17 protein-coding genes and 1 pseudogene are annotated in these 20691 nt (G+C 68.1%); 14 read left to right on the forward strand and 4 right to left on the reverse strand.

The genetic code is table 11. From position 1 onward, the window contains the following. Positions 1 to 137: 137 nt before the first annotated feature. A complete protein-coding gene (locus AC07WJ_RS17435; protein WP_494935884.1) occupies positions 138 to 1133 on the forward strand; it encodes an AEC family transporter in 996 nt (331 codons plus the stop codon). Here the strand turns inward: AC07WJ_RS17435 and AC07WJ_RS17440 are convergent. Next, entirely contained in the window at positions 1130 to 2392 is a 1263-nt protein-coding gene (locus AC07WJ_RS17440; RefSeq protein WP_494935885.1) for a UbiH/UbiF family hydroxylase, read from the reverse strand. The genes AC07WJ_RS17435 and AC07WJ_RS17440 overlap by 4 nt on opposite strands. A gap of 158 nt (positions 2393 to 2550) precedes the next feature. Between AC07WJ_RS17440 and AC07WJ_RS17445 the strand changes: the two genes are divergently transcribed. Then, positions 2551 to 3264, forward strand: coding sequence for a CDP-alcohol phosphatidyltransferase family protein (locus tag AC07WJ_RS17445; RefSeq protein WP_494935886.1), 714 nt, complete (start codon positions 2551 to 2553; stop codon positions 3262 to 3264). A 241-nt stretch (positions 3265 to 3505) separates the two neighbouring features. Here AC07WJ_RS17445 and AC07WJ_RS17450 read toward each other — a convergent pair whose 3' ends face one another. Beyond that, positions 3506 to 5221, reverse strand: a complete 1716-nt coding sequence (locus tag AC07WJ_RS17450) for a SulP family inorganic anion transporter (RefSeq protein ID WP_494935887.1) — start codon at positions 5219 to 5221, stop codon at positions 3506 to 3508. A gap of 188 nt (positions 5222 to 5409) precedes the next feature. On the opposite strand from AC07WJ_RS17450, the gene uraH reads away from it, so the two are divergent. The 9 genes from uraH to AC07WJ_RS17495 all read left to right on the forward strand — a co-directional run bounded on the left by uraH (position 5410) and on the right by AC07WJ_RS17495 (position 15321). Further along, complete coding sequence (gene uraH / locus AC07WJ_RS17455; protein WP_494935888.1) at positions 5410 to 5766, forward strand: hydroxyisourate hydrolase; 357 nt, start codon at positions 5410 to 5412, stop codon at positions 5764 to 5766. Further along, a complete protein-coding gene (gene xdhA, locus AC07WJ_RS17460) occupies positions 5763 to 7250 on the forward strand; it encodes a xanthine dehydrogenase small subunit (RefSeq protein WP_494935889.1) in 1488 nt (495 codons plus the stop codon). Before uraH ends, xdhA begins: the two co-directional genes overlap by 4 nt. Beyond that, positions 7240 to 9579: a xanthine dehydrogenase molybdopterin binding subunit gene (gene xdhB, locus AC07WJ_RS17465; protein ID WP_494935890.1), complete on the forward strand. Its 2340-nt coding sequence runs from the start codon at positions 7240 to 7242 to the stop codon at positions 9577 to 9579. The genes xdhA and xdhB overlap by 11 nt, the downstream gene beginning before the upstream one ends. 4 nt (positions 9580 to 9583) lie before the next feature. Then, entirely contained in the window at positions 9584 to 10555 is a 972-nt protein-coding gene (gene xdhC, locus AC07WJ_RS17470) for a xanthine dehydrogenase accessory protein XdhC (protein WP_494935891.1), read from the forward strand. A 35-nt stretch (positions 10556 to 10590) separates the two neighbouring features. After that, positions 10591 to 11781, forward strand: coding sequence for a urate hydroxylase PuuD (locus AC07WJ_RS17475; RefSeq protein WP_494935892.1), 1191 nt, complete (start codon positions 10591 to 10593; stop codon positions 11779 to 11781). Next, entirely contained in the window at positions 11781 to 13070 is a 1290-nt protein-coding gene (locus AC07WJ_RS17480; protein WP_494935893.1) for an allantoate amidohydrolase, read from the forward strand. The genes AC07WJ_RS17475 and AC07WJ_RS17480 overlap by 1 nt, the downstream gene beginning before the upstream one ends. Positions 13071 to 13338: 268 nt before the next feature. Next, complete coding sequence (gene lipA, locus AC07WJ_RS17485; protein WP_494935894.1) at positions 13339 to 14298, forward strand: lipoyl synthase; 960 nt, start codon at positions 13339 to 13341, stop codon at positions 14296 to 14298. A 14-nt stretch (positions 14299 to 14312) separates the two neighbouring features. After that, positions 14313 to 14840 carry an AAA family ATPase gene (locus AC07WJ_RS17490; protein ID WP_494935895.1) on the forward strand — a complete coding sequence of 176 codons (528 nt, stop codon included), beginning with the start codon at positions 14313 to 14315 and terminating at the stop codon, positions 14838 to 14840. Between the two features lie 4 nt (positions 14841 to 14844). Then, positions 14845 to 15321 carry a type II toxin-antitoxin system RatA family toxin gene (locus AC07WJ_RS17495; RefSeq protein ID WP_494935896.1) on the forward strand — a complete coding sequence of 159 codons (477 nt, stop codon included), beginning with the start codon at positions 14845 to 14847 and terminating at the stop codon, positions 15319 to 15321. A gap of 56 nt (positions 15322 to 15377) precedes the next feature. Here the strand turns inward: AC07WJ_RS17495 and AC07WJ_RS17500 are convergent. Together AC07WJ_RS17500 and AC07WJ_RS17505 are read right to left on the reverse strand one after the other, a co-directional pair. Continuing rightward, positions 15378 to 15869 (reverse strand): annotated as a pseudogene (locus AC07WJ_RS17500) (CinA family protein); the annotation flags it as partial. A gap of 1 nt (position 15870) precedes the next feature. Further along, complete coding sequence (locus AC07WJ_RS17505; RefSeq protein WP_494935897.1) at positions 15871 to 17067, reverse strand: bifunctional 2-C-methyl-D-erythritol 4-phosphate cytidylyltransferase/2-C-methyl-D-erythritol 2,4-cyclodiphosphate synthase; 1197 nt, start codon at positions 17065 to 17067, stop codon at positions 15871 to 15873. A gap of 625 nt (positions 17068 to 17692) precedes the next feature. On the opposite strand from AC07WJ_RS17505, the gene AC07WJ_RS17510 reads away from it, so the two are divergent. The 3 genes from AC07WJ_RS17510 to AC07WJ_RS17520 all read left to right on the forward strand — a co-directional run bounded on the left by AC07WJ_RS17510 (position 17693) and on the right by AC07WJ_RS17520 (position 20683). After that, a complete protein-coding gene (locus AC07WJ_RS17510) occupies positions 17693 to 18286 on the forward strand; it encodes a VOC family protein (protein WP_494935898.1) in 594 nt (197 codons plus the stop codon). Positions 18287 to 18509: 223 nt separating this feature from the next. After that, positions 18510 to 19550, forward strand: coding sequence for a tRNA dihydrouridine synthase DusB (gene dusB, locus AC07WJ_RS17515; protein ID WP_494935899.1), 1041 nt, complete (start codon positions 18510 to 18512; stop codon positions 19548 to 19550). After that, positions 19547 to 20683, forward strand: a complete 1137-nt coding sequence (locus tag AC07WJ_RS17520) for a two-component system sensor histidine kinase NtrB (protein ID WP_494935900.1) — start codon at positions 19547 to 19549, stop codon at positions 20681 to 20683. The genes dusB and AC07WJ_RS17520 overlap by 4 nt, the downstream gene beginning before the upstream one ends. Positions 20684 to 20691 lie beyond the last annotated feature (8 nt).

The following is a 20691-nucleotide window of genomic DNA, read 5'->3' on the forward strand; positions in this document are numbered from 1 at the left end:
ACCCTGCTGCAAGGCACTCTCCGCCTGCATTGAGCCCAGGCCTGCATCGAACCTGTGCGCCGGGCCGCGTTGACCCCCGGGCATCGTACCGCTAGCGCTCAGGCGGGCTCACTTCGAGGCGCGGGCGGTTTCACCGCATGATTCAGGTTCTCAATCTCGCGATGCCGTTTTTCGGGCTGATCGCGCTCGGCTTCTTCACGGCCCGGTTCAAGGCCTGGCGCGGCACGCCGATCCCCGAAGCCGGGCTCGCCTGGATGAACTTCTTCCTGATCTATGTGGCCTTGCCGGCGCTGTTCTACCGGATCCTGGCCCAGACGCCGCTGGAAAAGCTCAATAACGTGCCCTTCGTCGCCGGCACGACGCTGGCGACGCTGACGGTCTTCGTGCTCGGTTTCGCCTATGTCATGTGGCGGTCGGACGGCAATATGCGGTTCGCGACCATTGCCGGCCTGTCGGCGGCCTATGGCAATATCGGCTATATGGGGCCGGGCCTGGCACTGTCGACCATCGGGCCGGATGCGGCGGTGCCGGTCGCGCTGATCTTCTGCTTCGACAATATCCTGCTGTTCTCGCTGGCGCCGCTCCTGATGGCGCTTTCGGGCGGGCGCCGGCGCTCGATCGCCGCGGTGCTGCGCGAGACGGTGGTCAAGATCGTCACCCATCCCTTCATCCTGGCGACCGTCATCGGGGTCATCTCGGCGGTGGTGAAGTTTCAGCCGCCCGAGATGCTCGACCGGCTCCTGGTGTTCCTGCAGTCGGCCGCGGCGCCCGTGGCCCTGTTCACGCTCGGCGTGACGGTGGCGCTGCGCATGGAGAGCTTCGCCGCGCTCGGCCGGGTCGCCGCGTCGATTTCGCCGATCCTGATCCTGAAGCTGATCATCCACCCGGTCCTGGTGATCCTGCTGTTATCGCTGCTCGGCCATTTCGAGCCCTATTGGATCTTCACCGCGGCGCTGATGGCCTGCCTGCCGCCGGCGCTCAACGTCTTCATCATCGCCCGGCAATATGACACCTGGGTCGAAGAGGCCTCGAACGCGGTCCTGCTCGGCACGGTCATCTCGGTGGTGACGCTGACCAGCGTGCTCTACCTGGTGAAGCACGAGATGCTGCCGATCAACCTGTTTCCCGCCTAGGCGGCCTGGTCCGGCCGCTCGCCGCGCATCAGGCGCGGCTGGGCATGGCCGGGCTGCAGGCCTTCGCGCATGAAGGCGCGCCGCAGCGGGCCGATCTGGTCCATCAGCCAGAGGCCGAAGCCGCGCAGGCCATGCACCGGCATGAAACCCGACAGCAGCGAGCGGTTGAGGGCATGGATGGCGAAGGAGCGGCTAACGATGTCGGCGCGCCGGGCGCGATCGTAAGCCGCCATGGCAGTCTCGCCGCCAATGTCTTCGCCGCGCATCCGGGCGTCGGCGAGGCAGTCGGCCAGTGCCGCGCCATCGCGCAATCCGAGATTGAGGCCCTGGGCGCCGATCGGCGGCACGACATGGGCGGCTTCGCCGATCAGGGCGGCCCTGAACACGCCGAAGTGCCTGGGGGTCACCACCGACAGATCGAAGCGGCCGCGACCGGGTTCGACCGTGACCTTGCCGAGGATGGCCTGAGCGCGCCGTTCGATCTCGCGCGAAAAGGCGGCATCGTCGAGCGCCAGCATCTGCGCGGCCTCCTCGGGGGTGACGACGCAGACCAGGCTGGAGCGGTCGCCGGGCAGCGGCACCAGGGTAAAGGGCCCGGTCTTGGTGTGGAATTCGGTCGAAACGTCGAAATGTGGCCGGGAATGGCCGAAATTCGCGGTGACGGCGGTTTGCGGATAGCGCGTCTCGACCGTCTCGATGGCGGCGGCCTTGCGCACCAGGGAGTGCCGGCCGTCGGCGCCGGCGACCAGGGCGGCCGTGATGATCCGGCCGGAATCGAGCGTCACCGTGACGCCGCCGGGGCCGATTTCGACCGCGGTCGCGGCTTCCTCGATCACCGCGATGCCGGCCTTGTCGACCGCCGCCCGGAGGCCGGCATTGAGATCGGCATTGGCGATGTTGTAGCCGAAGGCGTCGAGCCCGATCTCGTCGGAGCGGCCCTCGAACAGCGGCGCGCGGATCAGGCGGCCGGTGTCGTCGACGAGCCGCATGACGCGCAGCGGCGCCGCCTTGGACACGAGGGCCTGCCAGACACCGAGCGTCTCGAGCGCCTTGACCGAGCCGTCGAGCAGGGCGCTGGTCCGCTGGTCGAGGCCGGTGGGTCGCGGGCCGGCGGCGATGACGGCGCCGAGGCCGGCCGCGTGCAGCGCGAGCGCCGCGAACAGGCCGGCCGGCCCGGCACCGACGATCACGACATCGGACCGATCGCCGGGCGCGGCGATCTCTTGGGTCGGCTTGGGCGATTTGGCGGTCGGGCTCATCATGCGTTTCCAGCTGCCCGAGACCTAGCACCGGCCGGCATCGCGTCAAAGCGGTCGATCGTCGCGTTGACGGTTGGCCCGTGCCACGATCTAACTCGCATGACGCGAGGAGCCCGGCGCCCGATGACCGACAATGCGTTGCCCGAGGGGTGTCAGGGGTGAGCGATCCAGGCGGCTCCGGCGGCCGATGGCTGGCGGCCTTCGCCGTTCACGTGTTCACGGCCTCGGGCGCGGTCGTCGGCCTTCTGGCCCTGCAGGCGGCCTCCGAACGCCGCTGGGCCGTGATGTTCGCCTGGCTGGCGGTCGCCTTGCTGATCGATGGTGTCGATGGAACGCTGGCGCGCGCCGCGCGGGTCAAGCAGGTGCTGCCGCGCTTTTCCGGCGACATTCTCGATCTCGTCGTGGACTTCCTGACCTATGTCGTGGTGCCGACCTATGCCCTGGTCGCCGGCGGCCTGCTGCCGCCTGGCTATGAGCTCGGGTTCGCCGCGATGATCCTGGTCTCCTCGGCCTTCTATTTCGCCGATGCCGACATGAAGACCGCGGAAGGCGGGTTTCGCGGCTTTCCGGCGGTCTGGAACGCCGCGGTCTTCCTCATCTTCGTGTTTCATCCCGGCCCCTGGGCAACCGGTCTGGTGATCGCCGTGCTGGTGGCGGCGACCTTCGCGCCGGTCGTGATGATCCATCCGTTCAGGGTGGCCCGCTATCGCGTTGTCACCCTCGCGGTCCTGGCTCTGTGGGTACTGGCCTCGGCGCTGACACTGCTGGCGGATCTCGCGCCCAGCCTCTGGATCAAGGCCGTGCTGGCCCTGACGAGTGCCTATTTCCTCACGGTCGGATTGCTGTTTGGCCGTGCCCGGCCCCTAGCTTAGAGCTTGATCATCCCGAATTGAAGCGAATGGCATCAAGGTCAGTCGTCCTTCGAGGCTCGCAAGGGCTCGCACCTCAGGATGAGGAGTGTGGAGTTTTGCAATAATGGCGGTGCGAATGCGCGGTGCGTTCAAGGTTTCATAAGCAACATTGATGCAATATCCCGCGCTCCTCATCCTGGGGTGCGAGCGAGGCGAGCCTCGAAGGACGGCTGATCTTGATGCAATCGTCGATCTGACACGATCACGTCTCGCCCCCGCCGAGCGCCAGGCGGGCGTCGGCGGCGGTCATCGCCGCCTCCAGCGTTTCGGTCATCAGCACCCTGGGTTCGCGCAGGTCGAAATGGCCGAGCGCCTTGGCGATGGAAGGCCTGGCGCCGGCGATGATCACCGCCGTGCCGGCACGTTCCAGCTTGTGCACGAAGGTTTCCAGCGTATAGGCGCCGGTCGTATCGAGGAACGGCACGCCGGTCACATCGAGGATGAACACCCGGGGCATGCGGCCGAGGCGGTCGAACACCGCCCCGACCGTGCCGGCGGCGCCAAAGAAAAAGGCGCCGTTCAGCCGGTAGATGGCGACATCCTTGTCGCTGGCGATCGACGCGTCATAGGCCGGGGCGGCCTGGCTGCTGTCGGCGACGTCCTCGTCGACCATGGGCAGTTCGGTCTCGACCTGGATGGCCTCGGCCATGCGATGCATGAACAGGAGCGCGCCGAGCACGATGCCGACCCCGATGCCGGCGGTCAGATCGACGAAGACGGTGAGCAGGAATGCCGCGAGCAGCACGAGGGCGTCGCCCCGCGAGGCGTTCACAAGCGACCAGAAATCGCGCTTCTCGGCCATGTTCCAGGCGACGACCGCGAGCACGGCGGCCAGCGTCGCCAGCGGCACATAGGCCATCAAGGCGCCGGCGAAAGCGAGGAAGACGAACAGGAAGAGCGCGTGCAGCATGCCGGCGACCGGGCCGCGGGCGCCGGCGCGGACATTGGTGGCGGTGCGCGCGATGGTGCCGGTCACCGGCAGGCCGCCGAACAAGGCGGAGGCCATGTTGCCGATGCCCTGGGCCACCAGCTCGCAGTTCGAGCGGTGACGCCGGCCGGTCATGCCGTCGGCGACGACGGCGGAGAGCAGCGATTCGATGCCGCCGAGCATGGCGATGGCGATGGCCGGCACCAGCAATTCGCGGATGCGGCCGAGCGACAGGCCGGGCAGGCCGTGAAAGGCGATGCCTGACGGCAGGGCGCCGAAGCGCGAGCCGATGGTCTCTACCGGCAGGTGGAAGAGGGCGGCGGCGAGGGCTCCGACGGCCACCGCGATCAGCAGGCCGGGCCAGGCGGGCCGGAGCCGCCGGATGCCGAGAATGAGGCCGAGCGAGACGAGCGTGACGGCGATGGCGAAGCCGTTGACGGTCGGCAGGGCGGCCCAGAGCACCGGCAGCTTGCGCAGCACGTCAGGCGGTTCCGGACCGGCGAGGCGGAGCCCGAGCAGATCGCGGAGCTGGGCGACGAAGATGATCACGGCGATGCCGGAGGTGAAGCCGACGGTGACGGGATAAGGGATATATTTGATGTAGGTGCCGAGCCGGAGCAGGCCGACGGCGATCAGCATGAGCCCGGCCATGAAGGTGGCGATGACCAGGCCGTCATAACCGTGAATGGCGATCGTGCTGGCCACCAGCGGAATGAAGGCCCCGGCGGGGCCGCCGATCTGGAAACGCGAGCCGCCGAGCGCCGAGATGATCAGGCCGCCGATGATGGCGGTGATCAGGCCCTTGTCCGGAGTTGCTCCCGAGGCGATGGCGATCGCCATGGACAGGGGCAGGGCGACGATCGCCACGGTCAGGCCGGCGATCGCGTCGGTGCGCAGATCCTTGAGGCCGTAGCCCTCGCGCAGCACGGTCACGAGTTTCGGCGTGAACAGGTCGGCAAAGGATGGCTGGACCGGCTGAACTGGGGTCATGGCGCGAATCGATCGGGGCTACCGGCGAGCCTAGCCGCCGGCGCCGGGGCGCCGCTTCCGGGTCATCCCGGAGGATGGCGCGTGACCGGGGGCCGGGGAGAGCGCGGCCGGGCGCGGTCTTTGGTCGCCGGAGATTCCGCTTTGCGCGGCCCCTGAACTCCGGCACATTTTGTGGCGAGGGGAATGACATGCCGGGACATCTGACGACCCACGTGCTCGACACCGCCACCGGCAGGCCGGGGGCCGGCATTGCCTATCGGCTGTACCGGCTGGACGGTCAGGACCGCGACCTGGTGGCGGAGGGCAGGACCAATGGCGACGGGCGCGCCGATCAGCCGCTCCTGACGCCCGGGACGATCGCCCCCGGCGCCTATGCCCTGCAATATGATGTCGCGGATTACCACCGCTCGATCGGGCTGACGCTGCTCGATCCGCCCTTCCTCGACGTGGTCGAGCTGCGTTTCGGCATTTCCGCGCTCGACCAGCATTATCATGTGCCGTTGCTGCTTTCGCCCTACGGCTATTCGACCTATCGGGGATCATGACGCGCATAGCCCGCCCGCTCCGCTTCCTGCACCGGGGCCAGACCGTCGCGATCGACCGGTTCGAGCCCATGACCACCTTGCTGGACTGGCTGCGCATCGAACGGCGGCTGACCGGCACCAAGGAGGGCTGCGGCGAAGGCGATTGCGGCGCCTGCACCGTGGCGCTCGGCCGCCTGAAGGGCGGCCGGCTCGTCTATGAGCCGGTCAATGCTTGCATTCTGCTGCTCGGCCAGGTCGACGGCTGCGAGGTCGTGACGGTCGAAGATCTGGCCGAAGGCGATCAACTGCACCCGGTTCAGGACGCTATGGTGCGCCATCACGGCTCGCAATGCGGCTTCTGCACGCCGGGTTTCGTCATGAGCCTGTTCACGCTCTACCAGGAGGGTGCGAGCGGCGCGGCGGATCGCGGCGCGGTGCTGACGCGGATCGCCGGCAATCTCTGCCGCTGCACCGGTTATCGGCCAATCGTCGAGGCGGCGCTGGAAGCCTGTTCGATGCCACCCGGCGATCGTTTCAGCAGCATGCGCGGCGCAACCGCCGCGGCGCTGGCGGCACTGCGCGACAATGAGGACCTGATCGTCGGCGACGCGACCTCGTTTTTTGCCGCGCCGGCCTCGCTGGAAAGCCTTTGCCGGCTGATGACCGGCCATCCCGATGCCGTGCTGGTCGGCGGCGCGACCGATGTCGGCCTGTGGATCACCAAGCAGCTCAGGACCTTGCCGAAGCTCGTTCACACCGGACGGGTGGCCGAGCTTCGCCAGATCATCGAGAGGCCCGAGGCGATTTCGATCGGCGCGGCGGCGACCTATGCCGAGGCGGAGCAGGCGCTTGCCGGTTTCGATCCGGACGTGGCCGTCTGGGCCGACCGCCTGGGTTCGGCCCAGGTCCGCGCCACCGGCACGCTCGGCGGCAATATCGCCAATGGCTCGCCGATCGGCGACAGCCCGCCCTTGCTGATCGCGCTCGGCGCGACGCTGCATCTCAGACGCGGCGCGGCCGAACGGGCGCTGCCGCTGGAGGACTTCTTCCTGGCCTATGGCCGGCAGGATCGCGCGGCCGACGAGATCGTCACCCATGTCAGCGTGCCGCGGCCCGGGCCGGACGACCATTTGCGTGCCTTCAAGATCGCCAAGCGCAACGACCAGGACATTTCCGCGGTCATGGGCGCGGTGAAGATCAGCCTCGATGGTCGCCGCATCCAGGGTGCCCGGGTGGCTTTCGGCGGCATGGCCGGGGTGCCCAAGCGCGCGGCGGCGGTCGAGACGGCCCTGGCCGGCCTGGACATCGACGATCGCGCCGCCTGCGATGCGGCGGCAGCCAGGCTCGCCGATGATTTCCAGCCGATGGACGATCACCGGGCCTCGGCCCGCTATCGCCGCCTCGTCGCGGTCAATCTGCTGCGCAAGGCCCTGATGGAGATCGCTTCGGGCCGGCGCGACGGGACGCGGATCGTGCATCTTCGGGAGGCCGGCCATGACGCCTGAACCCGCCGCCGGCGAGTTCCCGGAAAGCCAGGCCGGGGAACGCCACGTCCATCGCACGGTGAAACATGACGCTGCCGAGCGGCATGTGCAGGGTTCCGCCCCCTATATCGACGATATCAGGGAGCCGCAGGGCACGCTGCATGTCGCGCCCGGCGGTTCGCCGGCCGCGCGCGGGCGGATCACCAGGCTCGATCTGGCCGCGGTCGCGGCCTCGCCCGATGTCGTGGCGGTCCTGACCGCCAAGGACGTGCCCGCGGTCAACGATGTCAGTCCGGTCGCCGGCGACGACCCGCTCTTCGCCGCGGAGCGGGTGGAGTTCCACGGCCAGGTGATGTTCGCCGTGGTCGCGCGGACGCGCGACGCGGCGCGCCGGGCGGCGGCCCGCGCGGTGATCGAGATCGACGAGGAGGCGCCGCTCGTCTCGGTCGACGACGCGCTCGCGGCCAATGCCGACATCATGGCCGACTATGCGTTCCGGCGCGGCGACGTCGCGGCGGCGCTGGCCGAGGGGCCGTGCCGGCTCGAAGGACGTTTAAAGATCGGCGGCCAGGAGCATTTCTACCTGGAAGGCCAGGCGGCGCTGGCCGTGCCGGAGGAGGGCGGTTCCTATACCGTTCATTCCTCGACCCAGCATCCGAGCGAGGTGCAGCATGTGGTGGCGCGCGTGCTCGGCATCGCCGATGCCGCCGTGACGGTCGAGGTCCGGCGCATGGGCGGCGGCTTCGGCGGCAAGGAGAGCCAGGCCAGCGGCTGGGCGGCCATGGCGGCGCTGGCGGCCAGGGCGACCGGGCGGCCCTGCAAGGTCCGGCTCGACCGCGACGACGATTTCGCCATGACCGGCAAGCGGCACGACTTCATCGCCGGCTATCGCTGTTCCCATGATCTCGATGGCCGGGTCGTCGGCGTCGACATGCAGTTCGCCAGCCGCTGCGGCTACAGCCATGACCTGTCGTCGTCGATCAACGACCGGACCATGTTCCACGCCGACAATGCCTATTATTATCCCGATGTGGCGATCCATTCGCGCCGGATGAAGACCAATACCGTGTCGAACACGGCGTTCCGCGGTTTCGGCGGGCCGCAGGGCATGCTGCTGGCCGAACGCATGATGGACCGGATCGCCTGGGCGCTGGACCTCGATCCGCTCGATGTCCGCTACCGCAACCTCTATGGCACGACGGAGCGCAACGTTACGCCCTATGGCATGACGGTGGAGGACAATATCGCCGGCGACGTGATGCGCCAGCTCGAGGCCTCATCGGATTATCGCCGGCGCCGGACCGACATCGCCGCCTTCAATGCCGGCAATGCGGTGCTGAAGAAGGGGCTGGCGCTGACGCCGGTCAAGTTCGGCATCTCCTTCACCACCACCTTCCTCAACCAGGCCGGCGCGCTGGTCCATGTCTACCAGGACGGCTCGGTACACCTGAACCATGGCGGCACCGAAATGGGGCAGGGCCTGTTCATCAAGGTGGCGCAGGTGGTGGCCGAAGAGTTCGGCATCGGGCTCGACGGCGTGAAGATATCGGCGACCCATACCGGCAAGGTGCCGAACACCTCGCCGACCGCGGCCTCCTCGGGCACCGACATGAACGGCATGGCGGCGAGGAATGCGGCCGCCGAGATCAAGGCCCGGCTCGCCGAGTTCATCGCCCGCGACTGGCAGGTGCCGGTTGGCAGCATCTCCTTCCGTGACGACCAGGTGCGCTCGGGCGAGCATGTCCTGTCCTTCGCCGAGGTGGTGAAAAAGGCCTATCTGGCGCGCACCCATCTTTCCGCCGCCGGCTTCTACGCCACGCCGAAGATCACCTGGGACCGGGCCAAGGCGACCGGCCGGCCGTTCTTCTATTTCGCTTATGGCGCGGCCTGCGCCGAGGTGACGGTCGATACCTGGACCGGCGAATTCACCCTCGACCGCGTCGACATCCTGCATGATGTCGGCAAGTCGCTGAACCCGGCGATCGATCTCGGCCAGATCGAGGGCGGTTTCGTCCAGGGCATGGGCTGGCTGACCATGGAAGAACTGGTCTACGACGCCAGGGGCCGGCTCAGGACGCATGCGCCGTCGACCTATAAGATTCCGACCGCGCGCGACGTGCCGGCCGATTTCCGCGTCGCCTTTTTCGACGGCGCCAACCGCGAGGCGACGATCTATCGCTCCAAGGCGGTGGGCGAGCCGCCGCTGATGCTGGCCAATGCGGTGTTTTCGGCCATTGCCGACGCTATTCATGCCTTGAATCCGGCGCATGCTGTCGAGCTTGACGCCCCCGCCACGCCCGAGGCCATCCTGTTCGCCTGCGAGGCGCAGCGTGCGGCACAGGGAGCCTGAGGTCATGGAGGTCTGGCCGCGGATCAAGGCGATGGTCGAGGCGCATGGCGCATGCGCCCTGGTCAGCCTTGTCGCGGCCCGCGGCTCGACCCCGCGCGAGGCCGGCGTGCGCATGATCGTCCGGCCGGACGGCGCCTTTCACGGCACGATCGGCGGCGGCGCCCTGGAATGGCAGGCGCTCGCCAAGGCGCAGGCCGTGCTGGCGCGTGGCGAGCGCTCCGTGGTGATCATCGACCAGGCGCTGGGTCCCGATCTCGGTCAATGCTGCGGTGGCCATGTGCGGCTGGCGATCGAGGCCTTCGACGCCGACGACCTCGACGACATCGCCATGCTCGCGGCGGCCGAGCGCGCCGGGCCTTTTGCCGTTGTCACCCGGCGCCATGCCGGTGGACGCATGATCCGCCGCATCGTCGATCCCCAGGCCGGTCCCGGTCCGGTGATCGCCGGCCAGCAGATCGAGCATTTCGGTGAACGGCTGGCGACGATCCTGCTGTTCGGGGCGGGCCATGTCGGCCGCGCCCTGGTGCTGGCCCTGGCGCCGCTGCCTTTTCATGTGGTCTGGTGCGACGAGCGGCCAGGCGCCTTTCCGGGATCGATCCCGGGCCATGTCGCGCCGACCGCCGGGCCGGCGCAGGCGGTGCTGGCCGAAGCGGGGGCGGGCGCCCAGGTGCTGGTGATGACCCATAGCCATCAGCTCGATCTCGACATCGTCGCGGCCGCGCTCGTCCATCCCGGCGTCGCCGGCGTCGGCCTGATCGGCTCGGCCACCAAGAAGGCGCGTTTCGTCCGGCGGTTGGCCGAGATGGGCGTGCCGGCGGCGCGGATCCACGCGTTGCGCTGCCCGGTTGGCCTCGCGGGGATAACGGGCAAGGAGCCGGCGGTGATCGCCGCCGCAATCGCGGCCGAATGCCTCATGCTGCGCGAGGCGCGCGCCGCGCCCGCCCATGCCAAAGTTCACGCAGGCCGCCGCGCCTGAGTCTTCTCGTCCCGCCAGCCGTTCCCGGACCCATCATGGATTTCGCCCTCGCCGCCGATTGGCTCAACCTGCTGTCGCGCTGGTTCCACATGACCGTGGGCATCACCTGGATCGGCACGAGCTTCTATTTCATGTCGCTCGACTACCAGCTGAAGGCCAAGGCGGCCGGGTCGCCGGGGCCCGACGGCACGGCCTGGGAGGTCCATGGCGGCGGTTTCTATCATGTCGACAAATATCTGGTGGCGCCGGCCAACCTGCCGCCGGACCTGATCTGGCACCGCTTCGCGGCCTATCTCACCTGGGTCTCCGGTTTCGTGCTGCTCGCGGTGCAATATTACTGGAACGCCCGCGGCTTCCTGATCGATCCCTCCGTGGCGGCGCTTGTGCCCTGGCAGGCGATCGGCCTGTCGCTCGGCTCCATCGTCGCCGGCTGGCTGGTCTATGACGCGCTCTGCCGCTCACCGGTGGCCAACCACCCGACGCTGCTGTCGGTCATCGTCTTTGCCCTGATCGTCGCCGCGTCCTGGGCCTTCTCGAACGTCTTTTCCGGACGTGGCGCCTTCATTCATGTCGGGGTGTTCATCGGCACGATCATGGCGGCCAATGTCTTCCTGGTGATCATTCCGAACCAGAAGATCGTGGTCGGCGACCTCATTGCCGGGCGCAAGCCGGACCCGAAATACGGCAAGATCGGCAAGACCCGCTCGACCCACAACAATTACCTGACGCTGCCGGTGCTGCTGATGATGGTGTCGAACCATTATCCCATGCTCTACGGCCATCCGGCGCAGTGGCTGGTGGTCGCCTTCATCGTCGTCTGCGGCGCGCTGGTGCAGCACACGATCAACCGTCACGAGGCGGGTGACCCCTGGCAGAACTATGGCTGGGCGGTGCCGGTGGCGGCCGTCGCGCTCGTCTGCATGATCTTCGTCACCGCGCAGCGGCCGCGGCTCGACCTCGCCGGCGCCGGCCAGGTCAGCGAGGCGCGCGCGCTGGAGCTCGCCGCCCGGCACTGCGGCGCCTGTCATGCGCGCCAGCCCAAACATGCGGGCTTCACCGAGGCGCCCAAAGGCGTCACGCTGGAGACCACAGCCGACCTCAGACGTTTCTCGGGAGCCATCGTGCAGCAATCCGTGCAATCCAAGGCCATGCCGCTCGGCAACGAAACCGGCATGACCGACACCGAACGCGCCGAGCTCGGCGCCTTTCTGGCGAGCACCAAGTGATGCCGGCGGACATCCTGATGGCCATGCCCGATATCGAACGGCTCGGCGCGCGCGCCGAGGCCATGCTGGAAGAGCTGGCGGCGATTTCCGAAGAGCCGGACCGGCTGACCCGGCGCTTCCTGACGCCGGAGCACAAGCGGGCGGCGCACCTGGTGGGGCAGTGGATGGCCGAAGCCGGCATGAGCGTCGCCGAGGATGGGCTCGGCACCATGCGCGGCCACTATGCCAGGGCTGGCGAGACGGCGGGAAGCAATGCCGTGCCGCGGCTGCTGATCGGCTCGCATATCGATACGGTGATCAATGCCGGCAAATATGACGGCATGCTCGGCGTTGTCGCGGGCATCCTGGCGATCGAACACTTTCGCGACCAGGACCGGCGCCTTGCCTTCGCTGTCGACGTGCTGGCCTTCGGCGACGAGGAGGGCAGCCGCTTTCCCACCGTGCTGTCGTCATCGGCCGCGGTCGCCGGCCAGTTCGAGGAGCGCTGGCTGCCCGGTGTCGACGGCGACGGCATCGCCCTGGAGCGCGCGATGCGCGACTATGGCCTCGACCCGCAGGCCGTCGCATCGGCCGCCCTGCCGCGCGAGGAGGCTCTCGCCTATGTCGAGGTCCATATCGAGCAGGGACCGGTGCTGGAACACCAGGACGCGCCGCTCGGCGTGGTGACCTCCATCGCCGGACAGTTCCGCACCCGCGTCACCGTGCGCGGCATGGCAGGCCACGCCGGTACCGTGCCGATGGCGATGCGCCAGGACGCGCTGGTCGCCGCCTCCGAGATGGTGATATCAGCCGAAGCCATTGCCAAGGCGCATCCCGAAGCGGCGATGGTCGCCACCGTCGGCACCATGAAGGTGATGCCCGGAGCCGCCAATGTAGTGCCCGACATGGTCGAGTTCGTGCTCGACCTCAGGGCTTCCTCGGATCAGCCGCGGTTCAAGGCGCTGGCCGAATTCACCCATCGGGTCGAAAAGATCGCCGCCGCGCGCGGCTGCACCGTCACGCTCGAAACCTATCACGACTGCGCCACGGCGGCCTGCGCGCCCTGGCTGCAGGACGGGTTGGCGCGAAGCCTCGAAACCCTTGGCCTGCCGGCGCCGCGGCTGGTCTCGGGTGCCGGTCACGACGGCCAGTCGATGAGCAAGCTCACCGATTTCGCCATGCTGTTCGTGCGCTGCAAGGGCGGCATCAGCCATAACCCGGCGGAATTCGCGAGCGTCCGCGACATGGGCCTGGCGGTCGCCGCGCTGATCCGTTTCATCGAGACGTTCGACCCGGCGCGCCGTCAGTGACGTTCCGCGGCGTGAATTGAACGGCTGGAGCCGGCGGGCAATCTTCGCCGCCGAAAGCGCCGGGGAGGAGCCGGCATGCCCACCATTCGGGGCGCTGTCCGGGCGCGACCGATATGATCCGGCGGGGCCGGTCTATCGGCAATTTTCGGTCGCCGGACCGGCTTTCCGCCGCGGGCAGCGCAGCCCTGATCGCCGAACCGGCCGGCGGGTCTTGCGAAATCGCCCCCAAGCCGCCTAATGAGACACGATAGTCGCGTCGGGATGAGCCATGGCCACGCTGATCGATACCCTGAAGCGGGACGCCCGCCCCAGGCACCCTGAAAAGGCGCACCGCCCGGACCAGCCGATCCAGCGCAAGCCGGACTGGATCCGCGTCAAGGCGCCGGGCTCGCCCAAATGGGCCGAGACCAACCGCATCGTGAAGGAAAACGGCCTCGTCACCGTCTGCGAGGAGGCCGGCTGCCCGAATATCGGCGAGTGCTGGGAAAAGAAGCACGCCACCTTCATGATCATGGGCGACACCTGCACACGCGCCTGCTCGTTCTGCAACGTCAAGACCGGCATGCCCGGCGCCCTCGACCCGCATGAGCCCGAGCACACCGCGATCGCGGTGGAAAAGCTCGGCCTGGAACATGTCGTCATCACCTCGGTCGACCGCGACGATCTCGCCGATGGCGGCGCCGAGCATTTCGCCCAGGTGATCCGCGCCATCCGCGCGCGCTCGCCGAAGACGACGATCGAGATCCTCACGCCCGACTTCCTGCGCAAGGACGGCGCGCTGGAAGTGGTGGTGGCGGCCCGTCCCGACGTGTTCAACCACAACCTCGAAACGGTGCCGTCGAAATATCTGAAGGTGCGCCCGGGCGCGCGCTATTTCCACTCGATCCGGCTGCTGCAGCGGGTCAAGGAGCTCGATCCGACCATTTTCACCAAGTCCGGCATCATGGTTGGCCTCGGCGAGGAGCGCAACGAAGTGCTCCAGCTGATGGACGATCTGCGTTCGGCGGAGGTCGATTTCCTGACCATCGGCCAATATCTGCAGCCGACCCGCAAGCACCATGAAGTGATCCGCTTCCTGACCCCTGACGAGTTCAAGGGCTTCGAGACGATCGCCAGCGCCAAGGGCTTCCTTTTGGTGTCGTCGAGCCCGCTGACCCGCTCGTCGCACCATGCCGGCGAGGATTTCGCGCGGTTGAAGGCGGCCCGTTTCGCCAAGCTCGGCCGCTGAGCGGTTCGACGGCGATGCAGCGGGTGCTGGTGATGGGCTGTTCGGGCTCGGGCAAGACGACCTTCGCGCGGGCGCTCGCCGACAAGCTCGGCGCGCCTTTCGTGTCGCTCGATGCGCTGTTCTGGAAGCCCGGCTGGCGCGAATCGGAGCCGGCCGAATTCTCGGCCAGGGTGACCGCGGCGGCCGCCGGGCCGGCCTGGGTGATGGACGGCAACTATACCAGGCATGGCGCCGGCGAATTGCGCCGGTCGCGCGCCGATGCGGTCTTCTGGTTCGACCTGCCGCGCCTGACCTGCCTCACCGGCGTCGCCAGGCGGATCGCCGCCAGCCATGGCCGGGTCCGGCCCGAAATGGCGCCGGGCTGCCCCGAGCGGATCGATCTGGCGTTCCTGCGCTATGTCTGGACCTACCGGCGGCTGCAGCGGCCGAAACTGCTTGCCTATTTCGCCGGATTGCGTGCCGATCAGCGGCTCGTCGGCTTCACGACACGGAGCCAGGCGGCCGACGTCCTGGCCGCCGTTCCCGCCAGCGCAAGAGCCTGAGGCCATGCCGGTTTTCAAGACGGAACGGCGGGTCGGGCACTTGCCGGCGCAGATGTTCGACCTGGTGGCGGATGTCGAGAAATATCCGGAATTCGTGCCGCTCTGCCAGCAATTGCGGGTGCGCCGGCGGGTCAATGCCGGCGATGGCGGCATCGAGATCCTGGTGACCGACATGACGGTGGCCTACAAGATGCTGCGCGAGACCTTCACCAGCCGGGTGACGCTCGACCGGCCGCGCCTGCACATCCTGGCCGAATATCTCGACGGTCCGTTCTCGCGCCTGGAGAACCACTGGCATTTCGCCGCCGACGGCGCGGATTCGACCGTCGTCGGTTTTTCCATCGATTACGAATTTCGCAGCCGGGCGCTCGCCCTGGTGATGGGAGCGGTGTTCGACGCGGCGTTCCGGCGTTTCGCCGAGGCCTTCGAGGCGCGCGCCGACGTGGTTTATGGGAACAAACCGGCGGCGGAGGCGCGCTGACGGCAGGTCGGCCTGTCTACCGCGCACGCATCGCAAGCCGTTCGTTTGACCGCTCAGCCGGCCGCCAGCCGCTTCAACAGCCCGAGCGCGACGGCAACACTTGCCGCCCGCACGGCGTCCCGGCCGATCGCGCCGAAGCGGTGTTCTTCGGCGACGATCCGGCCGTTGCTGGACGCCGCGGCGAAATGGACGAGCCCGACGGGCTTGGTCGCGCTGCCGCCGCCCGGGCCGGCAATGCCGGTGATCGATACGGCGAGATGGGCCCTCGACCGTCCGAGCGCGCCGCGCGCCATGGCCTCCGCCGTCTCGCGGGAGACGGCGCCGACGCTCGCCAGCACCGCCTCGGGCACGCCGAGCATCTCGTGTTTGGCCTCGTTGGTATAGGTGACGAAGCCGCGGTCGACCACGTCGGATGAGCCGGCGATCGCGGTCAGCGCGCCGGCGACCAGGCCGCCGGTGCAGCTTTCCGCCGTCGCCACCATCCATCCCCTGGCGCGGCAGAGCGCCAGCACTTCGGTCGCCGCCGCGCGGATCGTCGCCTCGTCCATGTTACTCTCCCGGAAGCCTGACGGTCGCCACCGCCAGGGCGGCAAGGCCCTCGCGCCGGCCGATGAACCCCATTTGCTCGCTGGTCGTCGCCTTGATGGCGACGCGCTCCGCCGGCAATCCGAGGATCTCCGCGATGCGGCCGCGCATGGCGTCGCGATGCGGCCCGACCTTCGGCGCCTCGCAGACGATGGTGATGTCGATATTGCCGATCCGGCCGCCGCGCGCCGCGATGCGCTGGCCGGCATGGCTCAGGAACCGGTCGGACGAGGCGCCGCGCCATTGCGGGTCGCTCGGCGGGAAATGGCTGCCGATATCGCCATCGGCAATGGCGCCGAGCAGCGCGTCGGTCACCGCGTGCAGCACCACGTCGCCGTCCGAATGGGCCACCACGCCGCGATCATGCGCGATCCTGACGCCGCCGAGCCAGACATGGTCGCCCGGGCCGAAGGCATGGACGTCATAACCCTGGCCGATCCGCAGGTCGTTCATGGCGACGGTCCGGGTCATCAGGCGCTCCGCGGCTTCGAAATCCGGTGGATAGGTCAGCTTCATATTGGCCGGGTCGCCGGCAAAGACCCGCACGGGATGGCCGGCCCATTCCATCACCGCGGCATCGTCGGTGGCCGCGATATCCGATGCGGCGGCCGCGCGGCGGTGGGCGGCGAGCAGGGCGGCGAAGTCGAAGATCTGCGGTGTCTGGATGGCGCGCAGGCGAGGCCGGTCGGGCGTGCCGGTGACCGCTTCGGCGTGGTCGACGGTCTTGATCGTGTCGACGACCGGGGTGCCGGGCACGGCGGCGACAATGCCGGTTTCGCGGATGGCGGCCAAGGCGCGGTCGATCAGGCCGGCGGAGACGAAGGGGCGGGCCGCATCGTGAATCAGCACGATGTCGGGGGAGAGCTGCGCCAGCGCCTCGAGCCCCGCCAGGACGGAGGCCTGGCGCGTCGCGCCGCCGCGGAGCGCCGGGCCGAGCGAGGCGGCCGGAGTGATCGCGGCGTCGTAATGGGCCGTGTCTGCCGGATCGATCACCACCCGGACGGTCGAGATCCGGGGATGCTCCAGGAAGGCCGCCAGGGAATGGGTGAGCAGCGGCTTGCCGCCGACAAGCCGGTATTGCTTGGGAGGGCCGTCGCCCGCGCGGCTGCCGCGTCCGGCAGCGACGATCAGCGCGGCAATCAGTCCGGTCGGTCTCGTCATTCGTCTGGTCGCTCGCTCCTGACCCGAGGGCCGTCCGGTCCAGCATGAACCGGCCGGCCGCGAAACAGAATGGTTCCCCCCGGGCGGCAACGCTCTAATGTTGCTGCATGGGGATGTGATGGCTTGATTCCCGCGAGTGGATAAATTCGTGAATGCCCGGGACAAGCCCGGGCAAGACGAGAATTGTCCTTGGAGCGACAGGTGCTGGATCGGCTGGGAACAGAACCCGCGCCGTGGCCCTGCACACAGCGCGGTCAACACATCGTCTTGCCCGGGCTTGTCCCGGGCATCCACGAATTGTTGCACCAGAATCAACCGGTCAAAATCACAGTGCAACGATACTAGCCCGGATTCCGGCGGCGGGGTAGGCAGCAAGGTCGCCGCCGACGGACGTTGGCCGCCGGCCTCCATGGACGATATCGCTTGCTGGCGCGCCGGGGCTCGGCTCGAGAAACGCCCGCCACCTGGCCGGCGGGCCGTGGCGAAAGTCGGAAATGCAGTTTCGGGCCCCTGATCTATATTTGCCGCGAGGGTGTCGGGACGACGGCTCGCAAGCAGCCGCACCGTCGACCCTCAGCACCGAGGCCGTGCCCTCGATCCGGCCGCGATTTTCAGGAGGAAGCCAATGAAACAGACCATGGACATCCAGGAGCGACCGGTCCTGCACCATGTCACGCTGAAGACCGTCCGGCTCGACGAGATGCTGCAATGGTACAAGTCGGTCGTCGGTTGCGTGCCGAATTTCAAGTTCGAGGGCGGCGCCTGGACCACCAATGACGAGGCCAACCATCGCGTCGCCTTGCTGCAGACGCCGGCGCTCAGCGATGATCCCGACAAGCTCGTTCATACCGGTATGCATCACATGGCTTTCGAATTTTCGAGCCTGGATGCGCTGCTGCAGAACTATTCGCGGCTGGCCCTCGGCGACATTCTGCCCCATGCCTGCCTGGATCACGGCCTGACCACGTCGTTCTATTATCTCGACCCCGACGGAAACAGCGTCGAGCTCCAGAGCGACAATTTCGGCGACTGGTCGCAATCCAGCGCGTGGATGCGCACCTCGCCGGATTTCGCCGAAAATCCGATTGGCGTCGCGATCGATCCGCCGAAAATGATCGCCGCCCGCGCGGCGGGAGTCACGATCGCGGATCTTCACAAGCGGTCGCGGGCCGGGGAGTTCCTTCCCGAAAAACCAGGTGACCTGCGCCTGCCGGTCTGACCCCATGGATGTCGGGCGGGCCGGCGCCGGCGGCGCTCCCGCCCCCAAGGCGGCGCGTCCGGGAACCGCTGGGGCATGGCGGATCCCGGACCGCGACCGATCCGGTCGAGAGGATGCCGCACCGACGGCGCCTGTCGATCCGATCAGCATTCCTCTTGTGCGGTGCGGCAAAGATGTCTAAACTGTAGGCATTCGATTGGGCGCACAGGAAATAGGCATTCGAATGGCGCAGATTTCGACCACGACGCCTTCGGCCGTGGCTCTTTCGATTGGCCAGCATCGGATCGCCAGCCCAGTGGCGCTTGCGCCCATGTCCGGTATCACCGACGCCCCGTTCCGCCGCATGGTGGCGCGGTTCGGTGCCGGCTGGGTGGTGTCGGAGATGGTGCCGAGCGACGATCTGGCGCTTGGCGAAGAGGAGGCGCGGCTGCGCGCCGAGGGCGACGGGCTGGATTTGCACGTCGTCCAGATCGCCGGCTGCGAAGCGCATTGGATGGCGGAGGGCGCCAAGGTGGCGGCCGGCGCCGGCGCCAAGGTCATCGACATCAACATGGGCTGCCCGGCGAAGCGCGTCACCGGCGGCTATGCCGGCTCGGCCCTGATGCGCGATCTCGATCATGCTGAAAATTTAATCAAGGCGACGGTCGCGGCAGTGGACGTGCCGGTGACGCTGAAGATGCGACTCGGCTGGGACGAGGCCTCGATCAACGCTCCCGAGCTGGCGCGGCGCGCCGAGGCGGCGGGCATTCAGCTGATCACCGTTCACGGACGGACGCGCCAGCAATTCTACAAGGGGCAGGCCAACTGGTCGCTGATCGCCAGAGTGCGCGCCGCGATCGGCGTGCCGCTGGTGGCCAATGGCGACGTCACGACGGCCGAGCACGCGTCGGATTGCCTGGAGAAGGCCCGGGCCGATGCGGTGATGATCGGCCGCGGCGCGCAGGGCAAGCCCTGGTTCCTGGCCCAAGTCGGCGCCCATCTGGTCGGTGCGCCGGTGCCGGCCGATCCGGATCTCGCCACCCAGCGGGCCGTGGTCGTCGAGCTCTATGAGGCCCAGCTCGGGCACTACGGCATCGCCGTCGGCGTGCGCCATGCCCGCAAGCATCTCGGCTGGGCGCTGGACGCGGCGGCCGATCATGCCGGAGCCAGCGCCGCGACGCTTGCCACGGTGCGCCAGCGGGTGCTGACCCTCGACCAGCCGCAACAGGTGATCGCGGCGCTCGGCGAAGCCTACGACACGCTGGCCTGGAGGGCGGCGGCATGACACTCGCAGCCAAACCCGCCGCGATGGCCGCAGACAGCCATGATTCGATCCTCAACGCCCTGCCGCATCCGGTGGTGAGCGTGTCGTCCGACGGGACGATTCTCGACGGAAACGCGGCGGCCGAAGCCTTTTTCCAGGCGTCGATCCCGGTTCTCAGGCGCCATGCCCTGCGCGAGCTGGTCCCCTTCGGCAGCCCCTTGCTCGCCTTGATCGAGCAGGTGCGCGATCGTGGCGCGCCGGTCAATGAATACAAGGTCGACCTCGGCACGCCGCGCAACGGCGCCGAACGGGTGGTCGATATCTATGTCGCGCCGATGCCGGAGCGCCCGGGCGCCGTCGTCGTGATGCTTCAGGAACGCACTATCGCCGACAAGATGGACCGGCAGCTGACCCATCGCGGCGCGGCCCGTTCGGTGACGGCCCTTGCCGCCATGCTGGCGCATGAGATCAAGAATCCGCTGTCGGGCATCCGCGGCGCCGCGCAGCTGCTGGAAACCTCGGTCGACGATCAGGATCGGACCTTGACCCGGCTGATCTGCGACGAGGCCGACCGCATCGTGAAGTTGGTCGACCGCATGGAGGTGTTCTCCGACGAGCGGCCGGTCGAGCGCGAGCCGGTCAATATCCATGTCGTCCTGGAACATGTGAAGAAGCTGTCGCAGTCGGGTTTCGCCCGGCATATCCGCTTCGCCGAGGAATATGACCCGTCGCTGCCGCCGGTCTTCGGCAATCGCGACCAGTTGATCCAGGTCTTCCTCAACCTGGTGAAGAACGCGGCGGAAGCGATCGGCGATCATACCGGCGAGGGCGAGATCATGCTCTCGACCGCGTTCCGGCCGGGCGTGCGCCTGACCATGCCGGGCACCGCGAGCCGGGTGGCGCTGCCGCTCGAGGTCTGCGTCCGCGACAATGGTCCAGGCGTGCCGGACGACCTGCTGCCGCATCTTTTCGATCCGTTCGTCACCACCAAGAGCTCCGGCTCCGGCCTCGGGCTCGCCCTGGTCGCCAAGATCGTCGGCGATCATGGCGGCATCGTCGAATGCGACAGTCAGCCCCGGAAGACGGTGTTCCGGATTCTCCTGCCCATGGCGCGCGTGTCGCATAACGACATCAACGGCCGCAAAGCTCTTTGACGAGGTTC

The organism is Phreatobacter sp. GW821-FHT04C01 (assembly GCF_059420385.1).

Coding starts and splice junctions, on each gene's coding strand:
- uraH (WP_494935888.1), top strand. CDS start 5,410: ATGCCGGGACATCTGACGACCCACGTGCTCGACACCGCCACCGGCAGG.
- lipA (WP_494935894.1), top strand. CDS start 13,339: ATGGCCACGCTGATCGATACCCTGAAGCGGGACGCCCGCCCCAGGCAC.
- dusB (WP_494935899.1), top strand. CDS start 18,510: ATGGCGCAGATTTCGACCACGACGCCTTCGGCCGTGGCTCTTTCGATT.
- xdhA (WP_494935889.1), top strand. CDS start 5,763: ATGACGCGCATAGCCCGCCCGCTCCGCTTCCTGCACCGGGGCCAGACC.
- AC07WJ_RS17510 (WP_494935898.1), top strand. CDS start 17,693: ATGAAACAGACCATGGACATCCAGGAGCGACCGGTCCTGCACCATGTC.
- AC07WJ_RS17435 (WP_494935884.1), top strand. CDS start 138: ATGATTCAGGTTCTCAATCTCGCGATGCCGTTTTTCGGGCTGATCGCG.
- AC07WJ_RS17490 (WP_494935895.1), top strand. CDS start 14,313: ATGCAGCGGGTGCTGGTGATGGGCTGTTCGGGCTCGGGCAAGACGACC.
- AC07WJ_RS17505 (WP_494935897.1), bottom strand. CDS start 17,067: ATGACGAGACCGACCGGACTGATTGCCGCGCTGATCGTCGCTGCCGGA.
- AC07WJ_RS17495 (WP_494935896.1), top strand. CDS start 14,845: ATGCCGGTTTTCAAGACGGAACGGCGGGTCGGGCACTTGCCGGCGCAG.
- xdhC (WP_494935891.1), top strand. CDS start 9,584: ATGGAGGTCTGGCCGCGGATCAAGGCGATGGTCGAGGCGCATGGCGCA.
- AC07WJ_RS17520 (WP_494935900.1), top strand. CDS start 19,547: ATGACACTCGCAGCCAAACCCGCCGCGATGGCCGCAGACAGCCATGAT.
- xdhB (WP_494935890.1), top strand. CDS start 7,240: ATGACGCCTGAACCCGCCGCCGGCGAGTTCCCGGAAAGCCAGGCCGGG.
- AC07WJ_RS17475 (WP_494935892.1), top strand. CDS start 10,591: ATGGATTTCGCCCTCGCCGCCGATTGGCTCAACCTGCTGTCGCGCTGG.
- AC07WJ_RS17480 (WP_494935893.1), top strand. CDS start 11,781: ATGCCGGCGGACATCCTGATGGCCATGCCCGATATCGAACGGCTCGGC.
- AC07WJ_RS17440 (WP_494935885.1), bottom strand. CDS start 2,392: ATGAGCCCGACCGCCAAATCGCCCAAGCCGACCCAAGAGATCGCCGCG.
- AC07WJ_RS17450 (WP_494935887.1), bottom strand. CDS start 5,221: ATGACCCCAGTTCAGCCGGTCCAGCCATCCTTTGCCGACCTGTTCACG.